Raw genomic sequence first — 20,703 nt, 5'->3', positions numbered from 1 at the left:
GAGCGGGCCGGCGGACTTCGTCGTCCTCACTGGACCGGGGACGTCGCTGCGACGGTCCTCTGCTCACAGGCAAGGGGCTGGGACGGCCCGGCATGCCCGGGAACGGTGGTGGGTCTGGTCACACGGTGCGGGGCGCCGGTGGACCCGGCGCCCCGCCGTCGTCACGGCTTGAGCAGGACCTTGACGTGGCCTTCCTTCTTCTCGCGGAAGTTCATGTAGGCGTCGCGGGCATCGGCGAGCGGCACGTGGTGGGTGGCGAAGGTGTCGACGCCCAGCGGGTCCTCGTCGGTGAGCAGCGGCAGGATGTCGGGCACCCAGCGCCACACGTTGGCCTGGCCCATGCGGAGCTGGATCTGCTTGTCGAACATGCGCATGAGCGGCAGTGGGTCGGTGGCGCCGCCGTAGACGCCGGAGAGCGAGATCGTGCCGCCGCGGCGCACCGCCTCGATGGCGGTGTTCAGGGCCGCCAGGCGGTCCACGCCGGCCACCTGCATGACCTTCTCCATGATCGCGTCCGGGACGACGGCGGTCGCCTTCTGCACGATCGAGGCCACGGGTGAACCGTGGGCCTCCATGCCGACGGCGTCGATGACGGCGTCAGGGCCGCGGCCGGACGTGGCGTCGCGCACGGCCTGGACGACGTCGGCCTGCTTCGTGGAGTCGATCACCGTGACTCCACGCGCGCGCGCCCGCGCGAGGCGCTCGGGCACCACGTCGGCGCCGAACACCGTGCCCGCACCCAGGTGCAGGGCGATGCGGGTCGCCATGTCGCCGATCGGACCCAGGCCGAGCACGAGCACCGTGCCGCCGTCGGGGATGCCGGCGTACTGCACCGCCTGCCAGGCGGTCGGCAGGACGTCGGAGAGGTAGACGAAGCGGTCGTCGGCCGGGCCCTCGGGCACCGTGATCGGAAGGGTGTTGCCGAAGGGCACGCGGAGGTACTCGGCCTGACCGCCGGGCACCTGGCCGTAGAGCTTGGTGTAGCCGAACAGGGAGGCGCCGAAGCCCCGCTCCCGGTTCTGCGTCGTCTCGCACTGGGACTGCAGCCCCTGGGAGCACGTCCAGCAGGTGCCGCACGAGATGTTGAAGGGGACGACGACGCGGTCGCCGGGCTTCACCTCCGTGACCTCCGCACCCACCTCGCGGACGACGCCCATCGGCTCGTGACCCATGACATCGCCGACCGTCATGAACGGCGCCATGACCTCGATGAGGTGGAGGTCGGAACCGCAGATGCCGCTGGAGGTGACCTCGATGATCACGTCCGTCGGCTCCTGGATGACGGGGTCCGGAACCGTGTCGACGCGGACGTCCGCTCGGCCGTGCCATGTCACTGCGCGCATGTCTCGACTCCCTCGATCGGGCCGCGGTTCGGCCCCCTTGGAGGCACTCCTGCCCCTCCGTGACTTGGATCGCGCCACTTTCAACAAATCGAGGCGTGGCGATGACGCTCTGTATCCAAACGAGCACGCGCTGCGGAACTACATCCGTGCGTTCTGGTGGCCCAGGACACAAAACTGCAGGTGAATACCCAGGCGGCCAGGTCACGAAAACATCACGACGTGTTTACATGGGCCCCGCTCCTCTCCCCGGGAGTGCACGTGGAATGTCCGCCAACGGAAGTCAGGTGCATGAGCTCGCTCCACCAGGACCGCCTCCTCGCCGAGGGATCGGAGCCCGAGACCGGGTCCGCTTCGACCCTCGCCACGGCCCGCGGGACCTCGCGCCGGCCGGCTGTCGAGGAGGCGACCAGCTCGGTCCCGACGCAGCGCCAGGGGACGGCGAAGCGCTCCGGGTCCACCCAGACGACCACCGGTGCCACGGCCGCCGCAGGTCGCACCCCTCGCACCACCGGTGCCGAGGCCGCCGGCACGCTGGGCGCTCGCGCCAAGGCTGCCGGGACGGCGACCAGGAAGGTCGCCTCGGCCAAGGCCGCGACGGTCAAGGCGGCGACCACCAAGGCGGCGTCGGAGAAGGCGGTCACGGCCAAGTCCGCCACCGTCAAGGCCGCCACCGCCGCCAAGGCTGCCGCCGCGACCAAGCGCACGACCAAGGCCGCGACCACCGCGAAGCCCGCTGCCGCGGCCAAGACGACCGCTGCGAAGGCCGCCCCCGCTGGGAAGCCCGCCACTGCCGCCGAGGCCGCCACGGCGAAGGCTGCTCCGGCCGCGAAGCCTGCCGCCGCGACCAAGCGCACGACCAAGGCCGCGACCACCGCGAAGCCCGCTGCCGCGGCCAAGACGACCGCTGCGAAGGCCGCCCCCGCTGGGAAGCCCGCCACTGCCGCCGAGGCCGCCACGGCGAAGGCTGCTCCGGCCGCGCAGAAGACCGCGACGGCCGGCACCGTCGCGACGGCAGGCGAGCCCACCCGGGTCCGGCCGACGCCCCACAAGCGCACCGTTCCCGCGGTGCAGGTCCTCGCGTCGCCGGCCGAGTCGTCCGAGGCGATTGCCGCCGCGCAGCCCGCCCCCACCACCGGGACGGCGGTGGCCGACCCGACCGGACGTCGGGGGGCGCGCTTCATGCGTCGCCGGCCGCCGTCGATCGGCCGTCATCCGGCCCTGTACCTGGCGGCGGCCCTGGTCGGCGCCATGAGCATCAGCGCGGTCACGACCACCGAGCCCGCCGCTCAGGCAACCGCCACGATGAGCCACTCGGTGAGCGTCGCGGAGGAACTCGGCATCGAGGCGACGCCGGCCGAGGCCATCACCGACACCGACGCGGCGGAGCTTCTCGGGGACCTGGCGGCCAGCCGCAGCGTCCGCGACGCCGAGCAGGCGGCGGCCGCCCAGGTCCAGGCCGAGGCCGACCGGGTCGCCGCCGAGGCGGCGGCCGAGGCCGCCCGCCCCAAGGCCGTCCTCCCGGTCCAGGGAGCGCGCCTCACCAGCCAGTTCGGTCCCCGCTGGGGCACCCTCCACGCGGGCATCGACCTCGCGGCGCCCATGCAGACCCCCGAGTACGCGGTCATGGACGGCGTCGTGCTCGAGGCCGGCCCGGCCAGTGGCTTCGGCCTCGCCGTGTACATCCAGCACGAGAACGGCGACGTCACCGTCTACGGCCACATGGACTCGATCCTGGTCGAGGCCGGTCAGGTCGTCCGCGCGGGCGACACCATCGCGCTGCTGGGCAACCGCGGCCAGTCCACCGGTCCGCACCTGCACTTCGAGGTGCACGTCGGCGGACTCGACGGCCAGAAGATCGACCCGCTGCCGTGGCTCCGGGAGCGCGGCGTCGCCATCTGAGCTCCGCCGCAACGCTGACGCCCCCTGCCGGCCTCCCGGCGGGGGGTGCCGGCGTTGGGGGAGACTGCCCTCAGGAGTCGGTGGGGGGAGGCGAACGGTGGGGCACGGGCACACGCACGCGCCGGGAACCGCGGCAGGAGGCCATCGCCGCCGCCTGGCGGTCGTCCTCGCCCTGACCCTCGGCGTCATGGCCGCCGAGATCGTCGGGGGCCTGCTGTCGGGCTCCCTCGCGCTGCTGGCCGATGCCGGCCACATGGCCACCGACGCGGCCGGGATCGCCCTCGCCCTGGCAGCGGTGAGTCTCGCCCAGCGGCCCGCGCGGGGCCGCCGCACCTTCGGCTGGCAGCGGGTCGAGATCCTCGCCGCCGTCGCCAACGGTCTGCTGCTCCTCGTGGTCGCCGGTTACGTCCTCGTCGAGGCGGTGCGCCGGATCGGGGAGCCGCCCGAGATCGGGTCCGGCCTGATGCTGGTCGTCGCCGCCGTCGGCCTGGTCGTGAACCTCGGCTCCCTGGCGGTGCTGCACCGCGGGCGCGACGCGTCGCTGAACCTGAGGGGCGCCTACCTGGAGGTGCTCGCCGACGCCCTCGGATCGGTCGCCGTGATCGTGGCCGCCGTCGTCATCCTGACGACCGGCTGGACGCCTGCGGACATCATCGCCTCGGCCGTGATCGGGGTCCTGGTGGTGCCCCGTGCCTGGCGCCTGCTCCGCGAGGCGCTCGACGTCCTGCTCGAGGCCGCACCCCGGGGCGTCGACCTGGACGTCGTGCGCACCCACATCCTGGGGATCGACGGCGTCCTCGGGGTCCACGACCTGCACGCCTGGACGATCACCTCCGGGTCGCCGGTCCTCTCCGCGCACGTGGTCGTCACCGAGGAGGCGCTGGCCGCCGGGCACGGCGGCCGGGTCCTCGACGCGCTGTGCGAGTGCCTCGGGGAGCACTTCGACATGGAGCACTGCACGTTCCAGTTGGAGGCGGAGGCGCACGCGGGGCACGAGTCGCCGGTCCACGACTGAAGAAGGCTGCCTCTTCCCCGCCCCTCGCAGGCTCGCGGCGACCCCCTGCACGGGGGCCACCGCCCGGCCGCCGGGGGTGGGACAGTGGAGCAGCAGCGACGGCAGCGGTCAGGAGGAGTCGGTGGAGCACGGGCACCACTCGGGCATGTGGGTGCCCGCCGAGCCGCCGACGTGGGGACGGATGTTCCTCCCGCACCTGGACCCGTGGTCGGTCCTCGCCGTCCTGAGCGTCGTCGGACTGCTGGTGTACCTGGGCGCCGTGGTGCGGCTGCGGCGGACCGGCGTCTCCTGGCCGTGGTGGCGGGTGCTCGCCTGGATCGGCGGCACTGCCTCGCTGTTCGCCGTCACCGGCACCTGGTTCAACGGCTACAGCATGGTGCTGTTCAGCGTCCACATGACCCAGCACATGGTTCTGTCGCTGATCACGCCGCTGCTGCTCCTCATCGCCGCGCCGGTCACCCTGGCGCTGCGGACCCTGCCCCGGGGCCACGGTGCGGCGGGGGTCCCGCGAGCCCTGTTGCTCAATGGGCTGCACAGCCGGCTGGCGCGGTTCCTCGCCTCCCCGCTCTTCACGATCCCGCTGTTCATCGCGAGCCTCTACGGCGTCTACTTCACGCCGCTCTTCGACGCGCTCATGTCCAACCCGGCCGGGCACCAGCTGATGCTGGCCCACTTCGTCGTCACCGGGCTGCTGTTCTTCGGGCCGATCGTGGGGCAGGACCCGTGGCCGCGGACGCTGAGCCACCCCGGGCGGATGCTCGAGCTCTTCCTGCCGGTGCCGTTCCACGCCTTCTTCGGCGTCGCGATCATGATGGCCGGCTCACTGGTCGTCGACACGTTTGCCCAGCCCCCGGCCGGCTGGGGCGTCGACCCGCTCCGGGATCAGGGCGAAGCCGGCGGCATCGTGTGGGCGTTCGGCGAGCTGCCGACCGTCCTGGTCCTGGCCGTCGTCTTCTTCTCGTGGGCCGGCTCTGACGACCGGCGGGCCAAGGCGCTGGACCGGGCCGCCGACCGGGACGGGAACGCCGAGCTCGAGGCCTACAACGCCCGGCTGCGCGCACTCGCCGAACGGAACGGCTGACGCCGGCGTTCGTCCTCCCTCGCCGTATGGGGTCCTCCCTCGGTGTCGACCGCGAGGGAGGTCCCATCGTGATCAGGGAACCTGATCATCAGCGCTACCCCGCGTGCACCACCATCTCGGCCGGCAGGTCGTCCCTGGTCACCTTGATCAGGACCCCCACCGCGACGACGGCACCGAGCAGCAGCAGCGCGGCCGCCCACCTGAACGCGGTGGTGTAGCCCTCCACCTGCGCGGCCAGGCCGACCGGCGCAGCGGGGTAGCGGGGAGGTTCGGTCACGGGAGGTCCTCAGGTCGTGCGGATCGAGCCGGATCGCCGGCGGGGAGAGAACGTAGCGGCCTGCAACCATGTGGTCGTGCCTGTTTCGCTGGTGTTCACCTCGGACACGCACGTCCCGAAGCGCGCGCGTGACCTGCCTCATGCCCTGTGGACGGCGATCTCCGAGGCGGACGTCGTGATCCACGCCGGCGACTGGGTGGACGCGGCCCTGCTCGACCTGTTCGAGGCCCGCTCGCGGCGGCTCGTGGCGGTGTACGGCAACAACGACCACGGACCCCTCCGCGAGCGTCTCCCCGAGATCGCGCGCACCGAGTTCGAGGGCATCCGCTTCGCCGTCGTCCACGAGACCGGTGATGCCAAGGGGCGGGAGCTGCGCTGCGCGGCCCGCTTCCCCGGCACCGACGTCCTGGTGTTCGGGCACAGCCACATCCCCTGGGACACCACCGCGGCCTCCGGGCTGCGGCTGCTCAACCCCGGCTCGCCCACCGATCGACGCCGCCAGCCGCACGGCACCTACGTCACCGCCGTCGCCGACGACGGGAAGCTGCGGGACGTCGTCTTCCACGCCGTTCCGCCGCGGCGGTGAGCCCGCGCCCGACGCTGGACCGGCGGGCCGTCGCCCTGCTGGCCTGCCCGGTGTGCGGGCGGGCGCTGGAGGCGCTGCCGGACGACTCGGGTCTGCGCTGCGACGAGGGCCACGCGTTCGACCGGGCCCGCCAGGGACACGTCACGCTGCTGCCGCCCGGGCACCGGGCACCGTCGGGGGACTCGGCAGCCATGGTCGCCGACCGGGTGGCCTTCCTCGAGGTGGGTCACTACGCCGGGATCACCGCGGCGGTGGCCGATGCGGTGGAGGCGGGCGGGGTCCCCGCCTCCCTGCTCGACCTCGGCGGTGGAACCGGGCACCACCTGGCCGGTGTGCTGGACCGCCTGCCCGACGCGGTGGGTGTGGTGCTGGACTCCTCGCCCTACGCCGCCCGCCGGGCGGCCCGGGCGCACGAGCGCGCGGTGGCGGTCGTCGCCGACAGCTGGGCCCGGCTCCCGGTGCGGGACGACGCCGTCGACCGGGTCCTCGTCGTCTTCGCGCCGCGCAACGGGCCGGAGATCGCCCGGGTCCTCCGGCCGGACGGCCGGTTGGTCGTGGTGACCCCGGCGGCGGAGCACCTGCGGGAACTGGTCGGCCCGCTGGAGCTCCTGCGGGTGGATCCCGACAAGGCCGCGCGCCTGGCGGCATCCCTGCAGCCGCACCTGCAGCCGGTCGGGGCCACGACGCACCGGTGGGAGCTGTCACTGTCCCGGGCGGCCGCCGCCACGCTGGTCGGGATGGGGCCGCACGCCCGGCACACGACCCCGGCCGCGGTCGACGCCGGGCTGGCCAGGCTGCCCGAGCGGATCGACGTCACCGTCTCGGTCGACGTCACCGTCTCGGTCGACGTCACCGCCTACCGGCGGCGACCGGCCACGGCGACGTAGAGGGCCAGGACGAGGACGGCGCCGAGGATCGAGGCCCACCAGCCGCCCAGGTCGAACTGCACGTGCCCGTCGCGGAGCAGGCCGGCCACCAGGTTGCCGACGACGGAGCCGATGAGGCCGAGCACCAGCGTGGCGATGATGCCGAGGTCCTGCTTGCCGGGGACGACGGCGCGGGCGATGAGTCCGGCCACCAGGCCGATGGCCAGCGTGAGCACGATGCCGCCGACGTCCACGCCGACCTCCCGGTGCTGGTCCGCGGATGCGGACGAGGTGCCGGGATCGTAGGGCCGCCCTCGGGCCCGGACCCTGGTGACGACCGGGGCCTCGGCGCTATCGTGTCCTAGGTCACAGAACGACGTCCGCGTCCCTGTCGGCGCGGCACGCAGGGACACCGACCGGCGCGCCTCCCTCGTCGGTCGGAGCTGCTGCACGGGCACCGTCTAAGCTGCGCTGCGTGACGATTGCACCGGCGCCCATCGTGAGTCGGCCGAGTCCGGTCCACGTGGCGGACAAGGGTTCGCGGCTGTCCAACCTGCTGCGGACGACCGACCACAAGACCATCGGCCTGATGTACATGGTCACCTCGTTCGCGTTCTTCATCGGGGGCGGGTTGATGGCGCTGCTGATGCGCGCCGAGCTCGCCCGGCCGGAGCTGCAGTTCCTGTCGCCGGAGCAGTACAACCAGCTGCTGACCATGCACGGCACGGTCATGCTGCTGATGTTCGCGACGCCGCTGTTCTTCGCGTTCGGCAACCTGATCATGCCGCTGCAGATCGGCGCTCCCGATGTCGCGTTCCCGCGGCTGAACGCCTTCTCCTTCTGGCTGTTCCTCTTCGGCAGCCTCATCGCGGTCTCCGGTTTCCTGACCCCGGGCGGGGCCGCCGACTTCGGCTGGTATGCCTACGCCCCGCTGTCCAACGGCGTGCACTCGCCGGGTCCCGGAGCGAACCTGTGGTTCGCCGGCCTGGCCGTCAGCGGCCTGGGCACGATCCTGGGTGGCGTCAACTTCATCACCACGATCGTCTGCCTGCGCGCGCCCGGGATGACGCTCTTCCGGATGCCGATCTTCACCTGGAACGCGCTGGTCACCAGCGTGCTCGTCCTGCTGGCCTTCCCGATCCTGACCGCCGCCATCTTCGGCATGCTGGCCGACCGCAACCTCGACGCCCTCATCTACTCCGATGAGAACGGCGGGCCGATGCTGTGGCAGCACCTGTTCTGGTTCTTCGGCCACCCCGAGGTCTACATCATCGCGCTGCCGTTCTTCGGCATCGTCACCGAGATCATCCCGGTGTTCAGCCGCAAGCCGCTGTTCGGCTACAAGGGCATGGTCTTCGCCACCATCTCCATCGGCGCGCTGTCGCTGGCGGTGTGGGCGCACCACATGTACGCCACCGGCGCGGTCCTGCTGCCCTTCTTCGCCTTCCTCACCTACCTGATCGCCGTGCCCACCGGGATCAAGTTCTTCAACTGGATCGGCACGATGTGGCGGGGTCAGATGACCTTCGAGACGCCGATGCTGTTCTCGATCGGCTTCATGGTCACCTTCCTGCTCGGCGGCCTCACCGGTGTGCTGCTGGCCAGCCCGCCGCTGGACTGGCACGTGAACGACAGCTACTTCGTCGTCGCCCACTTCCACTACGTGGTGTTCGGCACCGTGGTCTTCGCCGCCTACGCGGGCATCTACTTCTGGTTCCCGAAGATGTGCGGCCGGATGATGGACGAGCGGCTGGGCAAGCTGCAGTTCTGGCTGACCTTCATCGGCTTCCACACCACCTTCCTGGTGCAGCACTGGCTGGGCGGCGAGGGCATGCCCCGCCGCTACGTGGACTACCTGGAGACCGACACCTTCACGGCCTTGAACATGGTGTCGACCATCGGGTCGTTCATCCTCGGCGCCTCGGTCATCCCGTTCATCTACAACGTGGTGAAGTCCTGGAAGTACGGGGAGCTCGCGCTGCGCGACGATCCGTGGGGGGCCGGCAACTCGCTGGAGTGGGCGACGTCGTCCCCGCCGCCGCGGCACAACTTCGTCGAGATCCCCAAGATCCGTTCCGAGCGACCGGCGTTCGAGGCCCACTACCCGCACCTCCTCCAGCGGCTGCAGGACGAGGCGCACGCCGGCAAGGGGAAGGGCCACTACGCCAGCGAGTTGGTCGGGGGCACCGGCCCACGCCAGGGTCCGAAGGACCCCGACCCCACCTGAGTCCGCAGGGCAGTGGACCGGAGAGGCCCAGAACCGTCATGGTTCTGGGCCTCTCCGGTCCACTGGTCCGGGTGCATGCGCCCCGACGACGGTGCGGCACGATGAGCGCGTGCCGCTCGACCCCATCTCCCGCCGCCCGGTCGACGACCATCCTTCCGTCGCGCGCGCCGTCCTGACCGTGACCGGGGAGGACCGACCCGGCGTCACCGCCCGGCTGTTCTCCGCGCTCGCCGACGGCGACGGCGCCCCGGTGGAGGTGGTCGACGTCGAGCAGGTCGTCGTCCACGGGCACCTGGTGCTCGGGGTGGTGGTCGCGGCGTCGCCCACCGCGGGGGCCGTCCCGGAACCCGAACCGGTGTTCGTCGCCCGGCTCGTGGACCTCGCGGCCCGGGTGGCCGACGAGACCGGGATGGACGTGCAGGTCGAGGCGGCGTCGTCGGGGGGCTCGCCACCGCTGCCGGGGCGCCCCCACCACGTCATCGTGCTGGGCCGGCCGGTGCCCCCGGACGCGGTGGCGGGAGCCGCCCGGGCGATCGCCGGGATCGGCGGCAACATCGACGCCATCCGGCGGCTCTCGGACTATCCCGTGACCAGCTTCGAGCTGACCGTCTCGGGTGCCGACGCGACGACCCTGCGCACCCGCCTGGCGGCGGTCGCCGCCGCCACCGGCGCCGACATCGCCGTCGAACAGGTCGGCCTGGCCCGCCGCAGCAAGCGCCTGATCGTGCTGGACGTCGACTCGACGCTGGTCCGGGGCGAGGTCATCGACGAACTGGCCGCTCGTGCCGGCCGGGCCGCCGAGGTCGCCCGGATCACCGCGGCGGCGATGAACGGCGAGCTGGATTTCGCCGAGTCGCTCCGCGCGCGGGTCGCCGTCCTGGCCGGTCTGCCGGTGGAGGTGCTCGACGAGGTGCGCGAGGCGCTGGTGCTGACCCCGGGCGCCCGGACACTGATCCGCACGCTGCAGCGGCTGGGGTTCCGCTGCGGGATCGTCAGTGGCGGGTTCACCCAGATCACCGAGCCGCTCGCCGAGACACTGGGACTGGACTTCTCGGCCGCGAACACCCTGGAGGTCGTCGACGGGAAGCTCACCGGGGGCCTGGTGGGGGAGATCGTCGACCGGCCGGGCAAGGCGCGGGCCCTGGCCCGGTTCGCCGAGCAGTACGGCATCCCGCTGGACCAGACCGTGGCCGTCGGGGACGGCGCCAACGACCTCGACATGCTCAATGCCGCCGGTCTGGGCATCGCCTTCAACGCCAAGCCGTTCGTCCGCGAGCAGGCGCACACCGCGCTCAACCAGCCCTACCTGGACGCCGTCCTGCAGGTGCTGGGCTTCACCCGCGACGAGGTCCTCGACGCGGCGCCGTGATTCTGCTCGAGCGCCTCGACGATCAGGTGACGAGGGTCCTACCTCGGCGTCGACCGTGAGGTAGGACCCCGCGCGGTGAGGGAGGACGTCGCAAGGAGCTGGTCAGGCCCGGTGGACCGAACCTTCGAGCTGCACGCCGGCCGTCCGCAGCTGTTCCAGCGCGGCCTCGGTGCTCGCCTCGCTGACGCCGGCGGTGAGATTCAGCAGCACCCGGGTGGAGAAGCCGTTCCCCACGGCGTCGAGTGCCGTGGCCTGCACGCAGTGGTCGGTCGCGATGCCGACGACGTCGACCGCGTCCACGCCGCGCTCGCGCAGCCACTCGGCCAGCGGCACGTCGCCCGCCCGGCCCTCGAAGCCGGAGTAGGCGGCGGCGTACTCGCCCTTGTCGAAGACCGCATCGAGCGGCTCGCGGTCCAGTGCCGGATGCAGTTCCACGCCGCCGGTTCCGACGACGCAGTGCGCCGGCCAGGTCTCCAGGAAGTCCGGTTGCTCGGCGAAGTGGTGGCCCGGGTCGATGTGGTGGTCACGGGTGGCGACGACGTGGGCGTAGCCGTGCGAGCCGGACAGCAGTTCGGTGATCGCCCCGGCCACGGCGGTACCGCCCGCGACGGCGAGGCTGCCGCCTTCGCAGAAGTCGTTCTGGACGTCGACCACGATCAGTGCGCGGGTCATCTCCGTCCCTCCTCTCACGACGAGACCGTCTCCAGCACGGGTTCCCCCCGTGACAACGCCCAGCCCTCCTGCGGAAGTGCCTGGCGGACCCGCTCGTGGTGGGCCCGCGCCCGTGCGAGGGCCTCCACCGGGCTCGCCGGCTCGCAGACCTCACCACCGGCCACCAGGGGGACGACGAGGTCGCGGTCGCCGTCCCGGGGCGTGACCGGCGCGCTGCTGACCACCTCGGCGACGGCCACGCCGTCGGCGTCGTGCCGGCGGACGGCGTACTTGCGCCCACCCACCGACCGCTTGCCCTCGGACTTCTTCGCCACCGGCACGCCGTCGCGCTCGACGAGCTTGTAGACCATCCCCACCGTGGGGGCACCCGAGCCCGTCACCAGGGAGGTGCCGACCCCGTAGCGGTCGACCGGCGCCGCCATGAGCCCCGAGATCGCGTACTCGTCGAGGTCGCTGGTCACCACGATGCGGGTCGTCGTGGCGCCGAGGGAGTCCAGCAGCTCCCGGGCGTGGGTGGCCAGCGTCGGCAGGTCACCGGAGTCCAGGCGGATGCCGCCGAGCCCGGTGCCGGCCACCTCGACCGCCGTCCGGATGCCCTGGTCGACGTCGTAGGTGTCCACGAGCAGCGTCGTCCCGGGGCCCAGGGCGTTCACCTGGGCCTGGAAGGCCGACCGTTCGTCGTCGTGCAGCAGCGTGAAGGCGTGCGCGCTGGTCCCCGAGGTCGGGATGCCGTAGCGCCGGCCGGCCTCCAGGTTGGACGTGGACGCGAAACCGACCAGGTGGGCGGCGCGGGCCGCCGCCACCGCCGCCTCCTCGTGCGTGCGCCGGGACCCCATCTCGATGCAGGGGCGCTCGCAGGCGGCGGCCACCATGCGGGCCGCGGCCGAGGCGATGGCGCTGTCGTGGTTGAGCACCGACAGGGCGAGGGTCTCCAGCAGCACAGCTTCCGCGAACGGGGCGCGGACGGTGAGGACCGGCGAGCCCGGGAAGTACAGGTCGCCCTCCGCGTAGCCCTCGATGTCGCCGGAGAAGCGGTAGCCGGCCAGCCAGTCGAGCAGCCGCTCGTCGGTCAGTCCCTGGTCGCGCAGGGCGGTGAGCTCGTCCTCGCCGAAGCGGAAGTGCGGGAGGGCCTCCAGCAGGCGCCCGGTGCCGGCCAGGACGCCGTAGCGGCGGCCGAACGGCAGCCGGCGGGCGAAGACCTCGAACACGCACTCCCGGTCGGCGGTGCCGTCGGCGAGGGCCGCGGCCACCATCGTGAGCTCGTAGCGGTCGGTGAAGAGTGCGGGTGCCGGCGGGGGAGTGAGCCCGGTGTCCACAGTCATGATCGACGAAGCGTAGGCGGGGCCGGGGATCAGGGCAGATCGGCGTCCTAAGGTGGACCCGTGGCCGGACCTCTCGCTCCGACTCGGACGCCGGAGACCACGGACGAGGAACTGGGCGACCTCGCCCGTCCGTGGGTGACGATCGTGTGGAACGACCCGGTCAACCTCATGACCTACGTGACCTTCGTGCTGCAGGAGCTGTTCGGCTACGACGAGCCGACGGCCACGACGCTGATGCTGCAGGTGCACCACGAGGGCAAGGCGATCGTCAGCTCCGGCCCGCGCGAGCGGATGGAGCACGACACCAGCCGGCTGCACGCGTACGGGTTGTGGGCCAGCTTCCAGAGGGATTCATGAGCGAGCCCGCGAGCTCACTGACGACAGAGCACCCAGGTGTCACGCGTCCGACGAGCGCAGCGGGGAGGGGTGCGTGAAACCCTTCCGCGCTGCCCGTGGTGGCGACCTCGTCGCACGCCTGGAGGCGGCCGAGGCGGGCATCGTCGGCTTGCTGCTCGACCAGCTCGAGCAGCTGCTGGAGGCCGACGTCGACGACGTGGGCGGCGACCCGGTGATCGCGCGGCTGCTGCCTGACGGGCACCGGGGTGATCCGGAGGCGGCCGCCGACTACCGGGAGCTCACCGAGGCCTCGCTGCGCAGCGGCAAGGCCGACGACCTCGCGACGGTGCGGGCCACGCTGCCCGAGGCCGGGGGAGAGGTCCGTCTGGACGCCGACCAGGCGGCGGCCTGGCTGCGCAGCACCAACGATCTGAGGCTGGCCCTCGGCACCCGCCTGGAGATCAGCGAGGAGACGGAGCCGCCCGAGGAGATCGCCGGCGAGGAGGACCAGCAGCTGGCCGTCTACTACTGGCTCACCGCGTTGCAGGGCTCGCTCGTCGACGCACTGGTCGCCGGGCGGGGCGGCCGAAGCTGAGCACGACCAGCAGCGCCAGGAGCAGGTCGAGGCCGAAGAACACGTAGACCATGCCGTGCAACTGGACGTCGACGACGGCCGCGCCGACGGCGGACACCAGGACCACCGCCGAGAGGGCAAGCAGCAGGAGCAGCACCAGCGCGCGCAGGGCCACCAGCAGCACGTAGGAGACGCGGTCGGCCGGCTCGTCGACGCTGTAACCGGGTCGCTTCAGCCAGCCCCGCGCGCCCAGGACGAGCGCGGGCACGGGGAAGACGAGGACCCCGAGGGCCACCAGAAGCTTCACCAGCACGTACCGGAAGGTATCGGACGAAGGACCCCTGCCCCCCACCCCTCGCAGGCCCTGGGCGGGACCCTGCAGGGGGCGCTGCCCGCGCCCGCCTAGACTGCTGGTGTGCTGCGCATCGACCGCGCGACCTACGACGCCATCGTGGCCCACGCCCGGGAGGACCACCCGGACGAGGCCTGTGGCGTCGTCGCCGGTCCCGAGGGCAGCGACCGCCCTGAGCGCTTCATCCCGATGCTCAACGCCGCACGGTCTCCGACGTTCTACGAGTTCGACTCCGGCGACCTGCTGAAGCTCTACCGCGACATGGACGACCGCGACGAGGTCCCGGTCGTCATCTACCACTCGCACACGGCCACCGAGGCCTATCCGTCGCGCACCGACATCAGCTACGCCTCCGAGCCCGAGGCCCACTACGTGCTGGTCTCCACGCGGCACCACGAGGCGCAGACCGGCGTGGCCGACGACGAGGTCGAGTTCCGCAGCTTCCGCATCGTCGACGGCGAGGTGCGCGAGGAAGAGGTCGAGATCGTCGAGTCCTACCTCTTCGGTCACTCGCCCACGACCGTCGTCTACGACTGACGGGTGATCTGCCCCGCCGTCCGGAATCGGCGGCGGGGAACGGGCGTTGGCCCGTCCAGACGCACGAACGCCGCCGCAGTTCCATGCTGTTGCGCGGCGCCCTGACATCCCAGCTCGCGAGGAGAACCACACGCCATGGCCATCGAGGTCCGGATCCCGACCATCCTGCGCACCCACACCGGCGGCAACAAGACCGTCGAGGGCAGCGGCGCCACGCTGGGCGCGCTCGTCGACGACCTGGACAGCCAGCACCCGGGTCTGAAGAACCGCCTCGTCACCGAGGAGGGCAAGCTGCACCGGTTCGTCAACGTCTACGTCAACGACGAGGACGTCCGCTTCACCGGTGCCCTGGACACCCAGGTCAAGGACGGCGACTCGGTCACGATCCTCCCGGCGGTCGCCGGCGGCTGAACGGCCGTCCACGACCCGCTCCCTGACACGGAAGAGCTCTGATGGCCCGCTTCGCCTCCCTCGTCGACTCCCTCGGCGGCACCCCGCTCGTGGGGCTGCCGAACCTGTCGCCGACCCCCGATGTCCGGCTGTGGGCCAAGCTCGAGGACCACAACCCGACCGGGTCGATCAAGGACCGTGCGGCCATCGCGATGATCGAGGCGGCGGAGAAGGACGGCTCCCTGCAGCCCGGTGCGACGATCCTGGAGCCGACCAGCGGCAACACCGGGATCTCGCTGGCCATGGTCGCCAAGCAGCGCGGCTACAAGCTGGTCTGCGTCATGCCGGAGAACACCTCGGTGGAGCGGCGGCAGCTGCTGGAGATGTTCGGCGCGAGGATCATCTTCTCGCCCGCCGCGGGTGGCTCGAACCAGGCGGTGGCCGTCGCCAAGGGGCTCGCCGCCGAGCACGAGGACTGGGTGATGCTGTACCAGTACGGCAACCCGGCGAACGCGCAGGCGCACTACGACGGCACCGGCCCGGAGATCCTCGCGGACCTGCCGTCGATCACCCACTTCGTCGCCGGGCTCGGGACGACCGGCACCCTCATGGGCGTCTCCCGCTTCCTGCGGGAGAACAAGCCCGAGGTGCAGGTGATCGCCGCCGAGCCCCGCTACGGCGAGCTGGTCTACGGCCTGCGCAACATCGACGAGGGCTTCATCCCCGAGCTCTACGACGCCTCGCTGCTGGACTCCCGCTTCTCCGTCGGTCCCGAGGACGCCATCCACCGCACCCGCCAGCTGGTGGAGCGCGAGGGCATCTTCGCCGGCATCTCGACCGGCGCGATCCTGCACGCCGCGCTCGGCATCGCCGACAAGGAGGTCGCCGCCGGCCGCCACGCCGACATCGTCTTCATCGTCTGCGACGGCGGCTGGAAGTACCTCTCCACCGGGGCCTACTCCGGTTCGCTGGAGGACGCCACCTCCTCGCTGGAGGGCCAGCTCTGGGCGTGAGCCCGGCGGTACGCGGTCTGCAGAGCGTCGGCGCCGGCCGTTAGCCTGACCGGCGATGATGATCGTGGCGGTGGCAGCAGGGGCGCGGAGCGGCGGCGGGCGCTCGGGAGTCGCCGCGTGAAGCTCACCGTCGTCGGCTGCTCGGGCAGCGCGCCGGGGCCGAAGTCGGCGGCGTCCAGTTATCTCGTCGAGCACGACGGCTTCCGGCTGCTGCTCGACCTGGGGAGCGGGGCGTTCGGCGCGCTGCAGGGCGTGGCCGACCCGGACTCGATCGACGCCGTCTACCTGTCCCACCTGCACGCCGACCACTGCCTCGACGTCGCGCCGTTCGTCGTCTGGCACCGGTACTCCGGACGGGCCACGAAGAAGCACGTGCCGCTCTACGCGCCGGTGGCCGCCGAGCGGCGCCTCGCCCTGGCCTACGACGTCGACGGCGACGGGATCACCGACGTCTTCGACTTCGTGCCGGTCGGACCGGGCTCGTTCACGCTGGGCCCGTTCGAGGTGACGCTCGCCCGCACCGCCCATCCCATCGAGTGCTATGCGATCCGGCTGACGGTCGGCGGACGGTCGCTGGTCTACACCGGTGACACCGGCCCGTGCGAGCGTGTCGTGGAACTGGCCCGGGGCGCCGACGTGCTGCTCGCCGAGGCCGCCCACCCGCCCGGCCCCGGCCTGCCGAAGGGCCTGCACCTCACCGGGCGCGAGGCGGGCGAGCACGCCGCCGCGGCCGGGGTCGGCCGGCTGCTGCTCACCCACATCCCCGCCTGGGTCGACGAGATCGGGCAGCTCTTCGCCGCCAGTGCGGTCTTCTCCGAGACCGAGCTGGTCCGCTCGGGCGCCACCTACGACATCTGAGGGGCGACGATGGCCGACGACGAACGGGACGGCGTTCGGCTGACCAGCCTCGACCAGCCCCTGGGTGACGGCCTCGACGTGACCAAGGGCGACCTCGTCGACCACCTCGACGCCTTCTCCGAGCGCATCGTGCCACTGCTCGCCGGCCGTCCGCTCACCATCAAGCGGGTGCGCCCCGGCTCCGCGCCGTTCATGCAGAAGAACGTCTCCAAGGGCGCTCCCGACTGGGTGCGCACCGTGACCGTGTGGTCGGAGGCCGCGCGCCGCGAGGTGCACCAGGTGCTCTGCGACGACCGGCGCACGCTGCTGTGGCTGGCCAACCAGCGGGCGGTCGAGTTCCACGTGCCGAACTTCCGCGTCGGCGAGCACGAGCCCACGGGCCTCGTCCTCGACCTGGACCCGCCCGAGGGGACGGACTTCGACGTGGTGGTGCGGACGGCGCACCTCGTCCGGCAAGCGCTGGAGGACGCCGGACTCGCCGGGGCGGTGAAGACCAGCGGGGCGAAGGGGCTGCACGTCGTGGTTCCCGTCCGGGGCGCGCCCTTCGAGGACGTGGCGGCGGCGACCCGGGCGCTCGCGGCCAGGACCGAGCGGCTGGACCCGGAGCTCGCGACGACGGCGTACATCAAGGAGGACCGGGGCGGGAAGGTCTTCGTCGACTCCACCCGCGCCGGCCAGTCGACGATCGTGGCCGCCTACAGCCCGCGCATCCGGCGCGGGCTGCCGGTGTCGGCGCCGGTGTCCTGGGATTCGGTGGACCAGGCGCGTCCCGGGGCGGTCACGGTCACGACGGCGCGGCGGGTGCTGGGCGACGACGATCCGTGGGCGGCCGCCCTTCCGGCGCCGCAGGAGCTGCCCGCGGACGTGGTCGCGGAGGGGCACACCATCCCGATCGCCCGCGTCCAGGCCATGCACGAGGGCAGGCGCCGGGCCCGGGCGAAGCGGGAGAGCGACGGCGGCTGACCGCCGTCCCCAGGTCCGACCTCGATCCACAGGTCCGCGGCCGACCGGGCGTTCTGTCGGTGCTGCGGCGGACGCTGTGGCGCATGACGAGCGACCCGCAGACCATCGCCTGGCTGGACCAGGAGGACGCCCACCTCGCGCAGACCATCCGGGCCCACCGCTGGGCGGTCCAGTACGTCGGCGAGGGCGAGCAGCCCGGCGAGCCGGCCTTCGGCTACACCATCGGGCTGTTCGGCCTCGGCCACCCGGAGGTGGTCGTCGTCGGGGTGGGGGCCGGGACGGCGCACGCGATGCTCGGCCGGGTCGCGGGCATGGTGGCCGACGGACGCGACCTGGTGGCCGGCGAGCTGCTGACCTGGCCCGACCACGAGGGGCGGCTCGTCGTCGAGCGCCTGCCCAACGCGGGTGAGGTGCTCCTGGCCGCGAACCGGTTCTACGAGCGGCCGGCCGAGTACTCGGTGCCCGCCTACCAGCTCACCTGGGACCACGCCGACGGCATGTTCCCGTGGGACGACGGCTATCCGTGCGGGCCCGAGTGCCAGCCCCGTCCCGGGACGTGGCGGGCGTGAGGATCAGTCCACGTCCCGCCGGTCGTGTCCCATCAGTCGATGCCCAGGTCACGCATCAGCTTGGCGACGTGGCCGGTCGCCTTGACGTTGTAGGAGGCCTGCTCGATACGGCCCTCGGCGTCGACGATGAAGGTCGAGCGGATCACGCCGACGACCTCCTTGCCGTACAGCTTCTTCGGCCCGTATGCGCCGTAGGCCCGGAGCACGGCCTTCTCGGGGTCGGAGACCAGCGTGATGCCGAGCTCCTCCTTCTCCCGGAAGCGCAGCAGCTTCTCCGGCTGGTCGGGGCTGATCCCGATGATGTCCAGGCCGGCCTCGGCCAGGTGGCCCGCGGCCGCGGTGAAGTCGACGGCCTGCGTGGTGCAGCCCGGGGTCAACGCCGCCGGGTAGCAGTACACGATCACGCGGCGACCGCGGTGGTCGGCGAGCGACACCGGCGTGCCGTCGGCGTCGGGAAGGGTGAAGGCCGGTGCCGGGTCGCCGGGGGAGAGGCGGACGGGCGCCGTGCCCGGCCCGCTGTCGGTCTCGCTCATGTCCGGCATCCTGCCGTGTCCGGCCCGTGGGCGGGCACCGGGGGCGGCGGGATCGGGTCAGCCGGCCAGGAAGGAGAACCGGACGTGGCGCGTGTGGTTGTCCACGTTGGTGTCGACCAGGCAGATGCGCTGCCAGGTGCCCAGCTGCATCAGGCCCTCGAGCACGGGAACGGTGGCGTGCGGCGGAACGAACGCCGGGAGGACGTGGTCGCGGCCGTGGCCGGCGCTGCCGTGCCGGTGCCGCCAGCGGTCGTCGCGGGGGAGGAGCTCGTCGAGCTGGGCCAGCAGGTCGTCGTCACTGCCCGCGCCGGTCTCCAGGATGGCGATGCCGGCGGTCGCGTGCGGGGCGAACACCTGCAGCAGCCCGTCGGTCTCCTCCTTCACGAAGCCGGCGCACTCGTCGGTCAGGTCCACCACCACGGGGGCGCCGCCGGTCCGGACCGCACGCAGCTCCGATCGCATGCGGTCGATCTTGGCCGTGCCTGCCGACGCGTGCACGCCGGCAGGCCGCGATCACGGGCCATCTACTCTCGGTTCCCGTGACTCGCCCCGACGGCCGAAGCGCCGACCAGCTCCGCCCGGTGACCATCACCCGCAACTGGCTCGACCACGCGGAAGGCTCCGTGCTCGTCGAGTTCGGCCGGACGCGGGTGCTCTGTGCGGCCAGCGTCACCGAGGGCGTGCCCCGCTGGCGGAAGGGCTCCGGGCTGGGCTGGGTGACCGCCGAGTACTCGATGCTGCCGCGCGCGACCCACACTCGCAGCGACCGGGAGTCGGTCAAGGGGCGCATCGGCGGGCGGACCCACGAGATCAGCCGGCTCATCGGCCGTTCGCTGCGCGCCTCCATCGACCTCGCCGCGCTGGGTGAGAACAGCATCGCCATCGACTGCGACGTCCTCCAGGCCGACGGAGGCACCCGCACCGCGGCGATCACCGGCGCCTACGTCGCACTGGCCGACGCCGTCTCGTGGCTCGGGGAGCGGAAGAAGCTGGCCCGCCCGACGGCGATCGTGCAGTCGGTGGCGGCCGTGAGCGTCGGCGTCATCGACGGCGAGCCTCGACTGGACCTCGCCTACGAGGAGGACGTGACGGCCGGCACCGACATGAACGTCGTCTGCACCGGCGACGGCAACTTCGTGGAGGTGCAGGGCACCGCCGAGGGGGCCGTCTTCGACCGCAGGACGCTCGACGCGCTGCTCGACCTCGCCGTCGCGGGGTGCGGCGAGCTGACCCGGCTGCAGGCCGACGCCTTGTCCTCACCTGCGGCGCATCGATGAGCAGCGCTCGCGCGACCACCCGGCTGCTCCTGGCCACCCGGAACGCGGGCAAGCTGGCCGAGCTGCAGCGGCTGCTGGAGGACGCCGTCCCCGGCGTGGAGGTGATCGGCCTCCGGGACGTCCCGGAGTACCCGGAGGCGCCCGAGACCGGGGCGACCTTCGAGGAGAACGCCCTGCTCAAGGCCCGTGAGGCCGTGCGTCACACCGGGCTGCCCGCCGTCGCCGACGATTCCGGGCTGACCGTCGACGCGCTCAACGGGATGCCGGGCGTGCTCTCGGCGCGCTGGTCGGGCCGGCACGGCGACGACGACGCGAACACGGCCCTGCTGCTGGGGCAGGTCGCCGACGTGCCCGACGAGAGGCGGGGCGCGGCGTTCGTCTGCGCGGCCGCGCTGGTCACCCCCGACGGTGCGGAGCAGGTCATCGAACGGCAGTGGCGCGGCCGGCTGATCCGTGAGAAGCGCGGCAGCAACGGCTTCGGCTACGACCCCGTCTTCGTGCCCGAAGGGCTCGACGTCACCTCCGCGGAGCTGTCCCCCGGGGAGAAGGACGCGCGCAGCCACCGCGGGCAGGCCTTCGCCGCCCTGGTGCCGGTGCTCGCCGGGGTGCTCGCGCGGCGCTGAGTCAGGTTCGCCGCGCTGGAT

General features: G+C 72.4%; 25 protein-coding genes. 17 read left to right on the top strand and 8 right to left on the bottom strand.

Annotation, left to right across the window (positions count from 1 at the left end; all coding sequences use genetic code 11):
* Positions 1 to 161 precede the first annotated feature (161 nt).
* Positions 162 to 1,343 carry an alcohol dehydrogenase catalytic domain-containing protein gene (locus FHU33_RS18470; protein ID WP_142026684.1) on the bottom strand — a complete coding sequence of 394 codons (1,182 nt, stop codon included), beginning with the start codon at positions 1,341 to 1,343 and terminating at the stop codon, positions 162 to 164.
* A gap of 288 nt (positions 1,344 to 1,631) precedes the next feature.
* On the opposite strand from FHU33_RS18470, the gene FHU33_RS25975 reads away from it, so the two are divergent.
* The 3 genes from FHU33_RS25975 to FHU33_RS18455 all read left to right on the top strand — a co-directional run bounded on the left by FHU33_RS25975 (position 1,632) and on the right by FHU33_RS18455 (position 5,338).
* A complete protein-coding gene (locus FHU33_RS25975; protein ID WP_246063833.1) occupies positions 1,632 to 3,242 on the top strand; it encodes a M23 family metallopeptidase in 1,611 nt (536 codons plus the stop codon).
* A 97-nt stretch (positions 3,243 to 3,339) separates the two neighbouring features.
* Positions 3,340 to 4,257 (top strand): cation diffusion facilitator family transporter, encoded by a 918-nt coding sequence (locus tag FHU33_RS18460; protein WP_142026683.1) that lies wholly within the window; start codon positions 3,340 to 3,342, stop codon positions 4,255 to 4,257.
* A gap of 121 nt (positions 4,258 to 4,378) precedes the next feature.
* Complete coding sequence (locus FHU33_RS18455; RefSeq protein ID WP_246063831.1) at positions 4,379 to 5,338, top strand: cytochrome c oxidase assembly protein; 960 nt, start codon at positions 4,379 to 4,381, stop codon at positions 5,336 to 5,338.
* 94 nt (positions 5,339 to 5,432) lie between these two features.
* Here the strand turns inward: FHU33_RS18455 and FHU33_RS18450 are convergent, their stop codons facing one another.
* Complete coding sequence (locus FHU33_RS18450; RefSeq protein ID WP_142026682.1) at positions 5,433 to 5,615, bottom strand: hypothetical protein; 183 nt, start codon at positions 5,613 to 5,615, stop codon at positions 5,433 to 5,435.
* Positions 5,616 to 5,691: 76 nt separating this feature from the next.
* Here FHU33_RS18450 and FHU33_RS18445 point away from each other — a divergent pair, with 76 nt between their 5' ends.
* Positions 5,692 to 6,201, top strand: a complete 510-nt coding sequence (locus tag FHU33_RS18445) for a metallophosphoesterase family protein (protein WP_142026681.1) — start codon at positions 5,692 to 5,694, stop codon at positions 6,199 to 6,201.
* Positions 6,198 to 7,088, top strand: coding sequence for a putative RNA methyltransferase (locus FHU33_RS18440; protein ID WP_246063830.1), 891 nt, complete (start codon positions 6,198 to 6,200; stop codon positions 7,086 to 7,088). Before FHU33_RS18445 ends, FHU33_RS18440 begins: the two co-directional genes overlap by 4 nt.
* Here FHU33_RS18440 and FHU33_RS18435 read toward each other — a convergent pair.
* Complete coding sequence (locus FHU33_RS18435; protein ID WP_142026680.1) at positions 7,058 to 7,321, bottom strand: GlsB/YeaQ/YmgE family stress response membrane protein; 264 nt, start codon at positions 7,319 to 7,321, stop codon at positions 7,058 to 7,060. The genes FHU33_RS18440 and FHU33_RS18435 overlap by 31 nt on opposite strands.
* A 221-nt stretch (positions 7,322 to 7,542) precedes the next feature.
* Here FHU33_RS18435 and ctaD point away from each other — a divergent pair, with 221 nt between their 5' ends.
* Together ctaD and serB are read left to right on the top strand one after the other, a co-directional pair.
* Positions 7,543 to 9,294 (top strand): aa3-type cytochrome oxidase subunit I, encoded by a 1,752-nt coding sequence (gene ctaD / locus FHU33_RS18430; protein ID WP_142026679.1) that lies wholly within the window; start codon positions 7,543 to 7,545, stop codon positions 9,292 to 9,294.
* A gap of 109 nt (positions 9,295 to 9,403) precedes the next feature.
* The gene (serB, locus tag FHU33_RS18425; RefSeq protein WP_246063828.1) at positions 9,404 to 10,663 is read left to right on the top strand and encodes a phosphoserine phosphatase SerB; all 1,260 of its coding nucleotides are present in this window, start codon (positions 9,404 to 9,406) and stop codon (positions 10,661 to 10,663) included.
* A 102-nt stretch (positions 10,664 to 10,765) separates the two neighbouring features.
* Here serB and FHU33_RS18420 read toward each other — a convergent pair whose 3' ends face one another.
* Both FHU33_RS18420 and FHU33_RS18415 read right to left on the bottom strand, forming a co-directional pair.
* On the bottom strand, positions 10,766 to 11,335 hold the full coding sequence (locus FHU33_RS18420; RefSeq protein ID WP_142026677.1) for a nicotinamidase: 570 nt from the start codon (positions 11,333 to 11,335) through the stop codon (positions 10,766 to 10,768).
* A gap of 14 nt (positions 11,336 to 11,349) precedes the next feature.
* Complete coding sequence (locus FHU33_RS18415; protein ID WP_142026676.1) at positions 11,350 to 12,657, bottom strand: nicotinate phosphoribosyltransferase; 1,308 nt, start codon at positions 12,655 to 12,657, stop codon at positions 11,350 to 11,352.
* Positions 12,658 to 12,717: 60 nt separating this feature from the next.
* Here FHU33_RS18415 and clpS point away from each other — a divergent pair, with 60 nt between their 5' ends.
* Together clpS and FHU33_RS18405 are read left to right on the top strand one after the other, a co-directional pair.
* The gene (gene clpS, locus FHU33_RS18410; protein ID WP_142026675.1) at positions 12,718 to 13,014 is read left to right on the top strand and encodes an ATP-dependent Clp protease adapter ClpS; all 297 of its coding nucleotides are present in this window, start codon (positions 12,718 to 12,720) and stop codon (positions 13,012 to 13,014) included.
* A gap of 73 nt (positions 13,015 to 13,087) precedes the next feature.
* Positions 13,088 to 13,588, top strand: coding sequence for a DUF2017 family protein (locus FHU33_RS18405; protein WP_142026674.1), 501 nt, complete (start codon positions 13,088 to 13,090; stop codon positions 13,586 to 13,588).
* Here the strand turns inward: FHU33_RS18405 and FHU33_RS18400 are convergent.
* Positions 13,527 to 13,880, bottom strand: a complete 354-nt coding sequence (locus FHU33_RS18400) for a hypothetical protein (protein ID WP_142026673.1) — start codon at positions 13,878 to 13,880, stop codon at positions 13,527 to 13,529. The two genes, FHU33_RS18405 and FHU33_RS18400, sit on opposite strands and share 62 nt — an antisense overlap.
* Positions 13,881 to 13,982: 102 nt before the next feature.
* Here FHU33_RS18400 and FHU33_RS18395 point away from each other — a divergent pair, with 102 nt between their 5' ends.
* The 6 genes from FHU33_RS18395 (at position 13,983) to FHU33_RS18370 (ending at position 18,249) form a co-directional block, all read left to right on the top strand.
* Positions 13,983 to 14,456, top strand: coding sequence for a M67 family metallopeptidase (locus tag FHU33_RS18395; protein ID WP_142026672.1), 474 nt, complete (start codon positions 13,983 to 13,985; stop codon positions 14,454 to 14,456).
* 135 nt (positions 14,457 to 14,591) lie between these two features.
* On the top strand, positions 14,592 to 14,867 hold the full coding sequence (locus FHU33_RS18390) for a ubiquitin-like small modifier protein 1 (protein ID WP_135133421.1): 276 nt from the start codon (positions 14,592 to 14,594) through the stop codon (positions 14,865 to 14,867).
* Between the two features lie 41 nt (positions 14,868 to 14,908).
* Complete coding sequence (locus tag FHU33_RS18385; RefSeq protein ID WP_142026671.1) at positions 14,909 to 15,859, top strand: PLP-dependent cysteine synthase family protein; 951 nt, start codon at positions 14,909 to 14,911, stop codon at positions 15,857 to 15,859.
* A 117-nt stretch (positions 15,860 to 15,976) separates the two neighbouring features.
* A complete protein-coding gene (locus FHU33_RS18380; RefSeq protein ID WP_142026670.1) occupies positions 15,977 to 16,717 on the top strand; it encodes an MBL fold metallo-hydrolase in 741 nt (246 codons plus the stop codon).
* 9 nt (positions 16,718 to 16,726) lie between these two features.
* On the top strand, positions 16,727 to 17,680 hold the full coding sequence (locus FHU33_RS18375) for a DNA polymerase domain-containing protein (protein WP_142026669.1): 954 nt from the start codon (positions 16,727 to 16,729) through the stop codon (positions 17,678 to 17,680).
* Between the two features lie 83 nt (positions 17,681 to 17,763).
* A complete protein-coding gene (locus tag FHU33_RS18370; RefSeq protein ID WP_142026668.1) occupies positions 17,764 to 18,249 on the top strand; it encodes a DUF4262 domain-containing protein in 486 nt (161 codons plus the stop codon).
* 32 nt (positions 18,250 to 18,281) lie between these two features.
* Here FHU33_RS18370 and bcp read toward each other — a convergent pair whose 3' ends face one another.
* Together bcp and FHU33_RS18360 are read right to left on the bottom strand one after the other, a co-directional pair.
* The gene (gene bcp / locus FHU33_RS18365; protein ID WP_142026667.1) at positions 18,282 to 18,782 is read right to left on the bottom strand and encodes a thioredoxin-dependent thiol peroxidase; all 501 of its coding nucleotides are present in this window, start codon (positions 18,780 to 18,782) and stop codon (positions 18,282 to 18,284) included.
* Between the two features lie 57 nt (positions 18,783 to 18,839).
* Positions 18,840 to 19,244, bottom strand: a complete 405-nt coding sequence (locus tag FHU33_RS18360; protein ID WP_142026666.1) for a YjbQ family protein — start codon at positions 19,242 to 19,244, stop codon at positions 18,840 to 18,842.
* A 77-nt stretch (positions 19,245 to 19,321) separates the two neighbouring features.
* Here FHU33_RS18360 and rph point away from each other — a divergent pair, with 77 nt between their 5' ends.
* Positions 19,322 to 20,059 (top strand): ribonuclease PH, encoded by a 738-nt coding sequence (gene rph / locus FHU33_RS18355; RefSeq protein ID WP_142026665.1) that lies wholly within the window; start codon positions 19,322 to 19,324, stop codon positions 20,057 to 20,059.
* The gene (rdgB, locus tag FHU33_RS18350) at positions 20,056 to 20,682 is read left to right on the top strand and encodes an RdgB/HAM1 family non-canonical purine NTP pyrophosphatase (protein ID WP_142026664.1); all 627 of its coding nucleotides are present in this window, start codon (positions 20,056 to 20,058) and stop codon (positions 20,680 to 20,682) included. The genes rph and rdgB overlap by 4 nt, the downstream gene beginning before the upstream one ends.
* The last annotated feature ends 21 nt before the right edge of the window (positions 20,683 to 20,703 follow it).

Origin of the sequence: Blastococcus colisei (assembly GCF_006717095.1) — a bacterium.
Classification (GTDB): Bacteria; Actinomycetota; Actinomycetes; order Mycobacteriales; family Geodermatophilaceae; genus Blastococcus_B; species Blastococcus_B colisei.
Note: the sequence above shows the minus strand (reverse complement) of the source record. Positions and strands in the feature narration are given on the sequence as shown.

Excerpts from the sequence above, each read along its gene's own strand:
- FHU33_RS18360 (WP_142026666.1), bottom strand. The coding sequence starts at position 19,244 with ATGCGATCGGAGCTGCGTGCGGTCCGGACCGGCGGCGCCCCCGTGGTG.
- FHU33_RS18420 (WP_142026677.1), bottom strand. The coding sequence starts at position 11,335 with ATGACCCGCGCACTGATCGTGGTCGACGTCCAGAACGACTTCTGCGAA.
- FHU33_RS18370 (WP_142026668.1), top strand. The coding sequence starts at position 17,764 with ATGACGAGCGACCCGCAGACCATCGCCTGGCTGGACCAGGAGGACGCC.
- rdgB (WP_142026664.1), top strand. The coding sequence starts at position 20,056 with ATGAGCAGCGCTCGCGCGACCACCCGGCTGCTCCTGGCCACCCGGAAC.
- FHU33_RS25975 (WP_246063833.1), top strand. The coding sequence starts at position 1,632 with ATGAGCTCGCTCCACCAGGACCGCCTCCTCGCCGAGGGATCGGAGCCC.
- FHU33_RS18375 (WP_142026669.1), top strand. The coding sequence starts at position 16,727 with ATGGCCGACGACGAACGGGACGGCGTTCGGCTGACCAGCCTCGACCAG.
- bcp (WP_142026667.1), bottom strand. The coding sequence starts at position 18,782 with ATGAGCGAGACCGACAGCGGGCCGGGCACGGCGCCCGTCCGCCTCTCC.
- FHU33_RS18415 (WP_142026676.1), bottom strand. The coding sequence starts at position 12,657 with ATGACTGTGGACACCGGGCTCACTCCCCCGCCGGCACCCGCACTCTTC.
- FHU33_RS18470 (WP_142026684.1), bottom strand. The coding sequence starts at position 1,343 with ATGCGCGCAGTGACATGGCACGGCCGAGCGGACGTCCGCGTCGACACG.
- FHU33_RS18385 (WP_142026671.1), top strand. The coding sequence starts at position 14,909 with ATGGCCCGCTTCGCCTCCCTCGTCGACTCCCTCGGCGGCACCCCGCTC.
- FHU33_RS18390 (WP_135133421.1), top strand. The coding sequence starts at position 14,592 with ATGGCCATCGAGGTCCGGATCCCGACCATCCTGCGCACCCACACCGGC.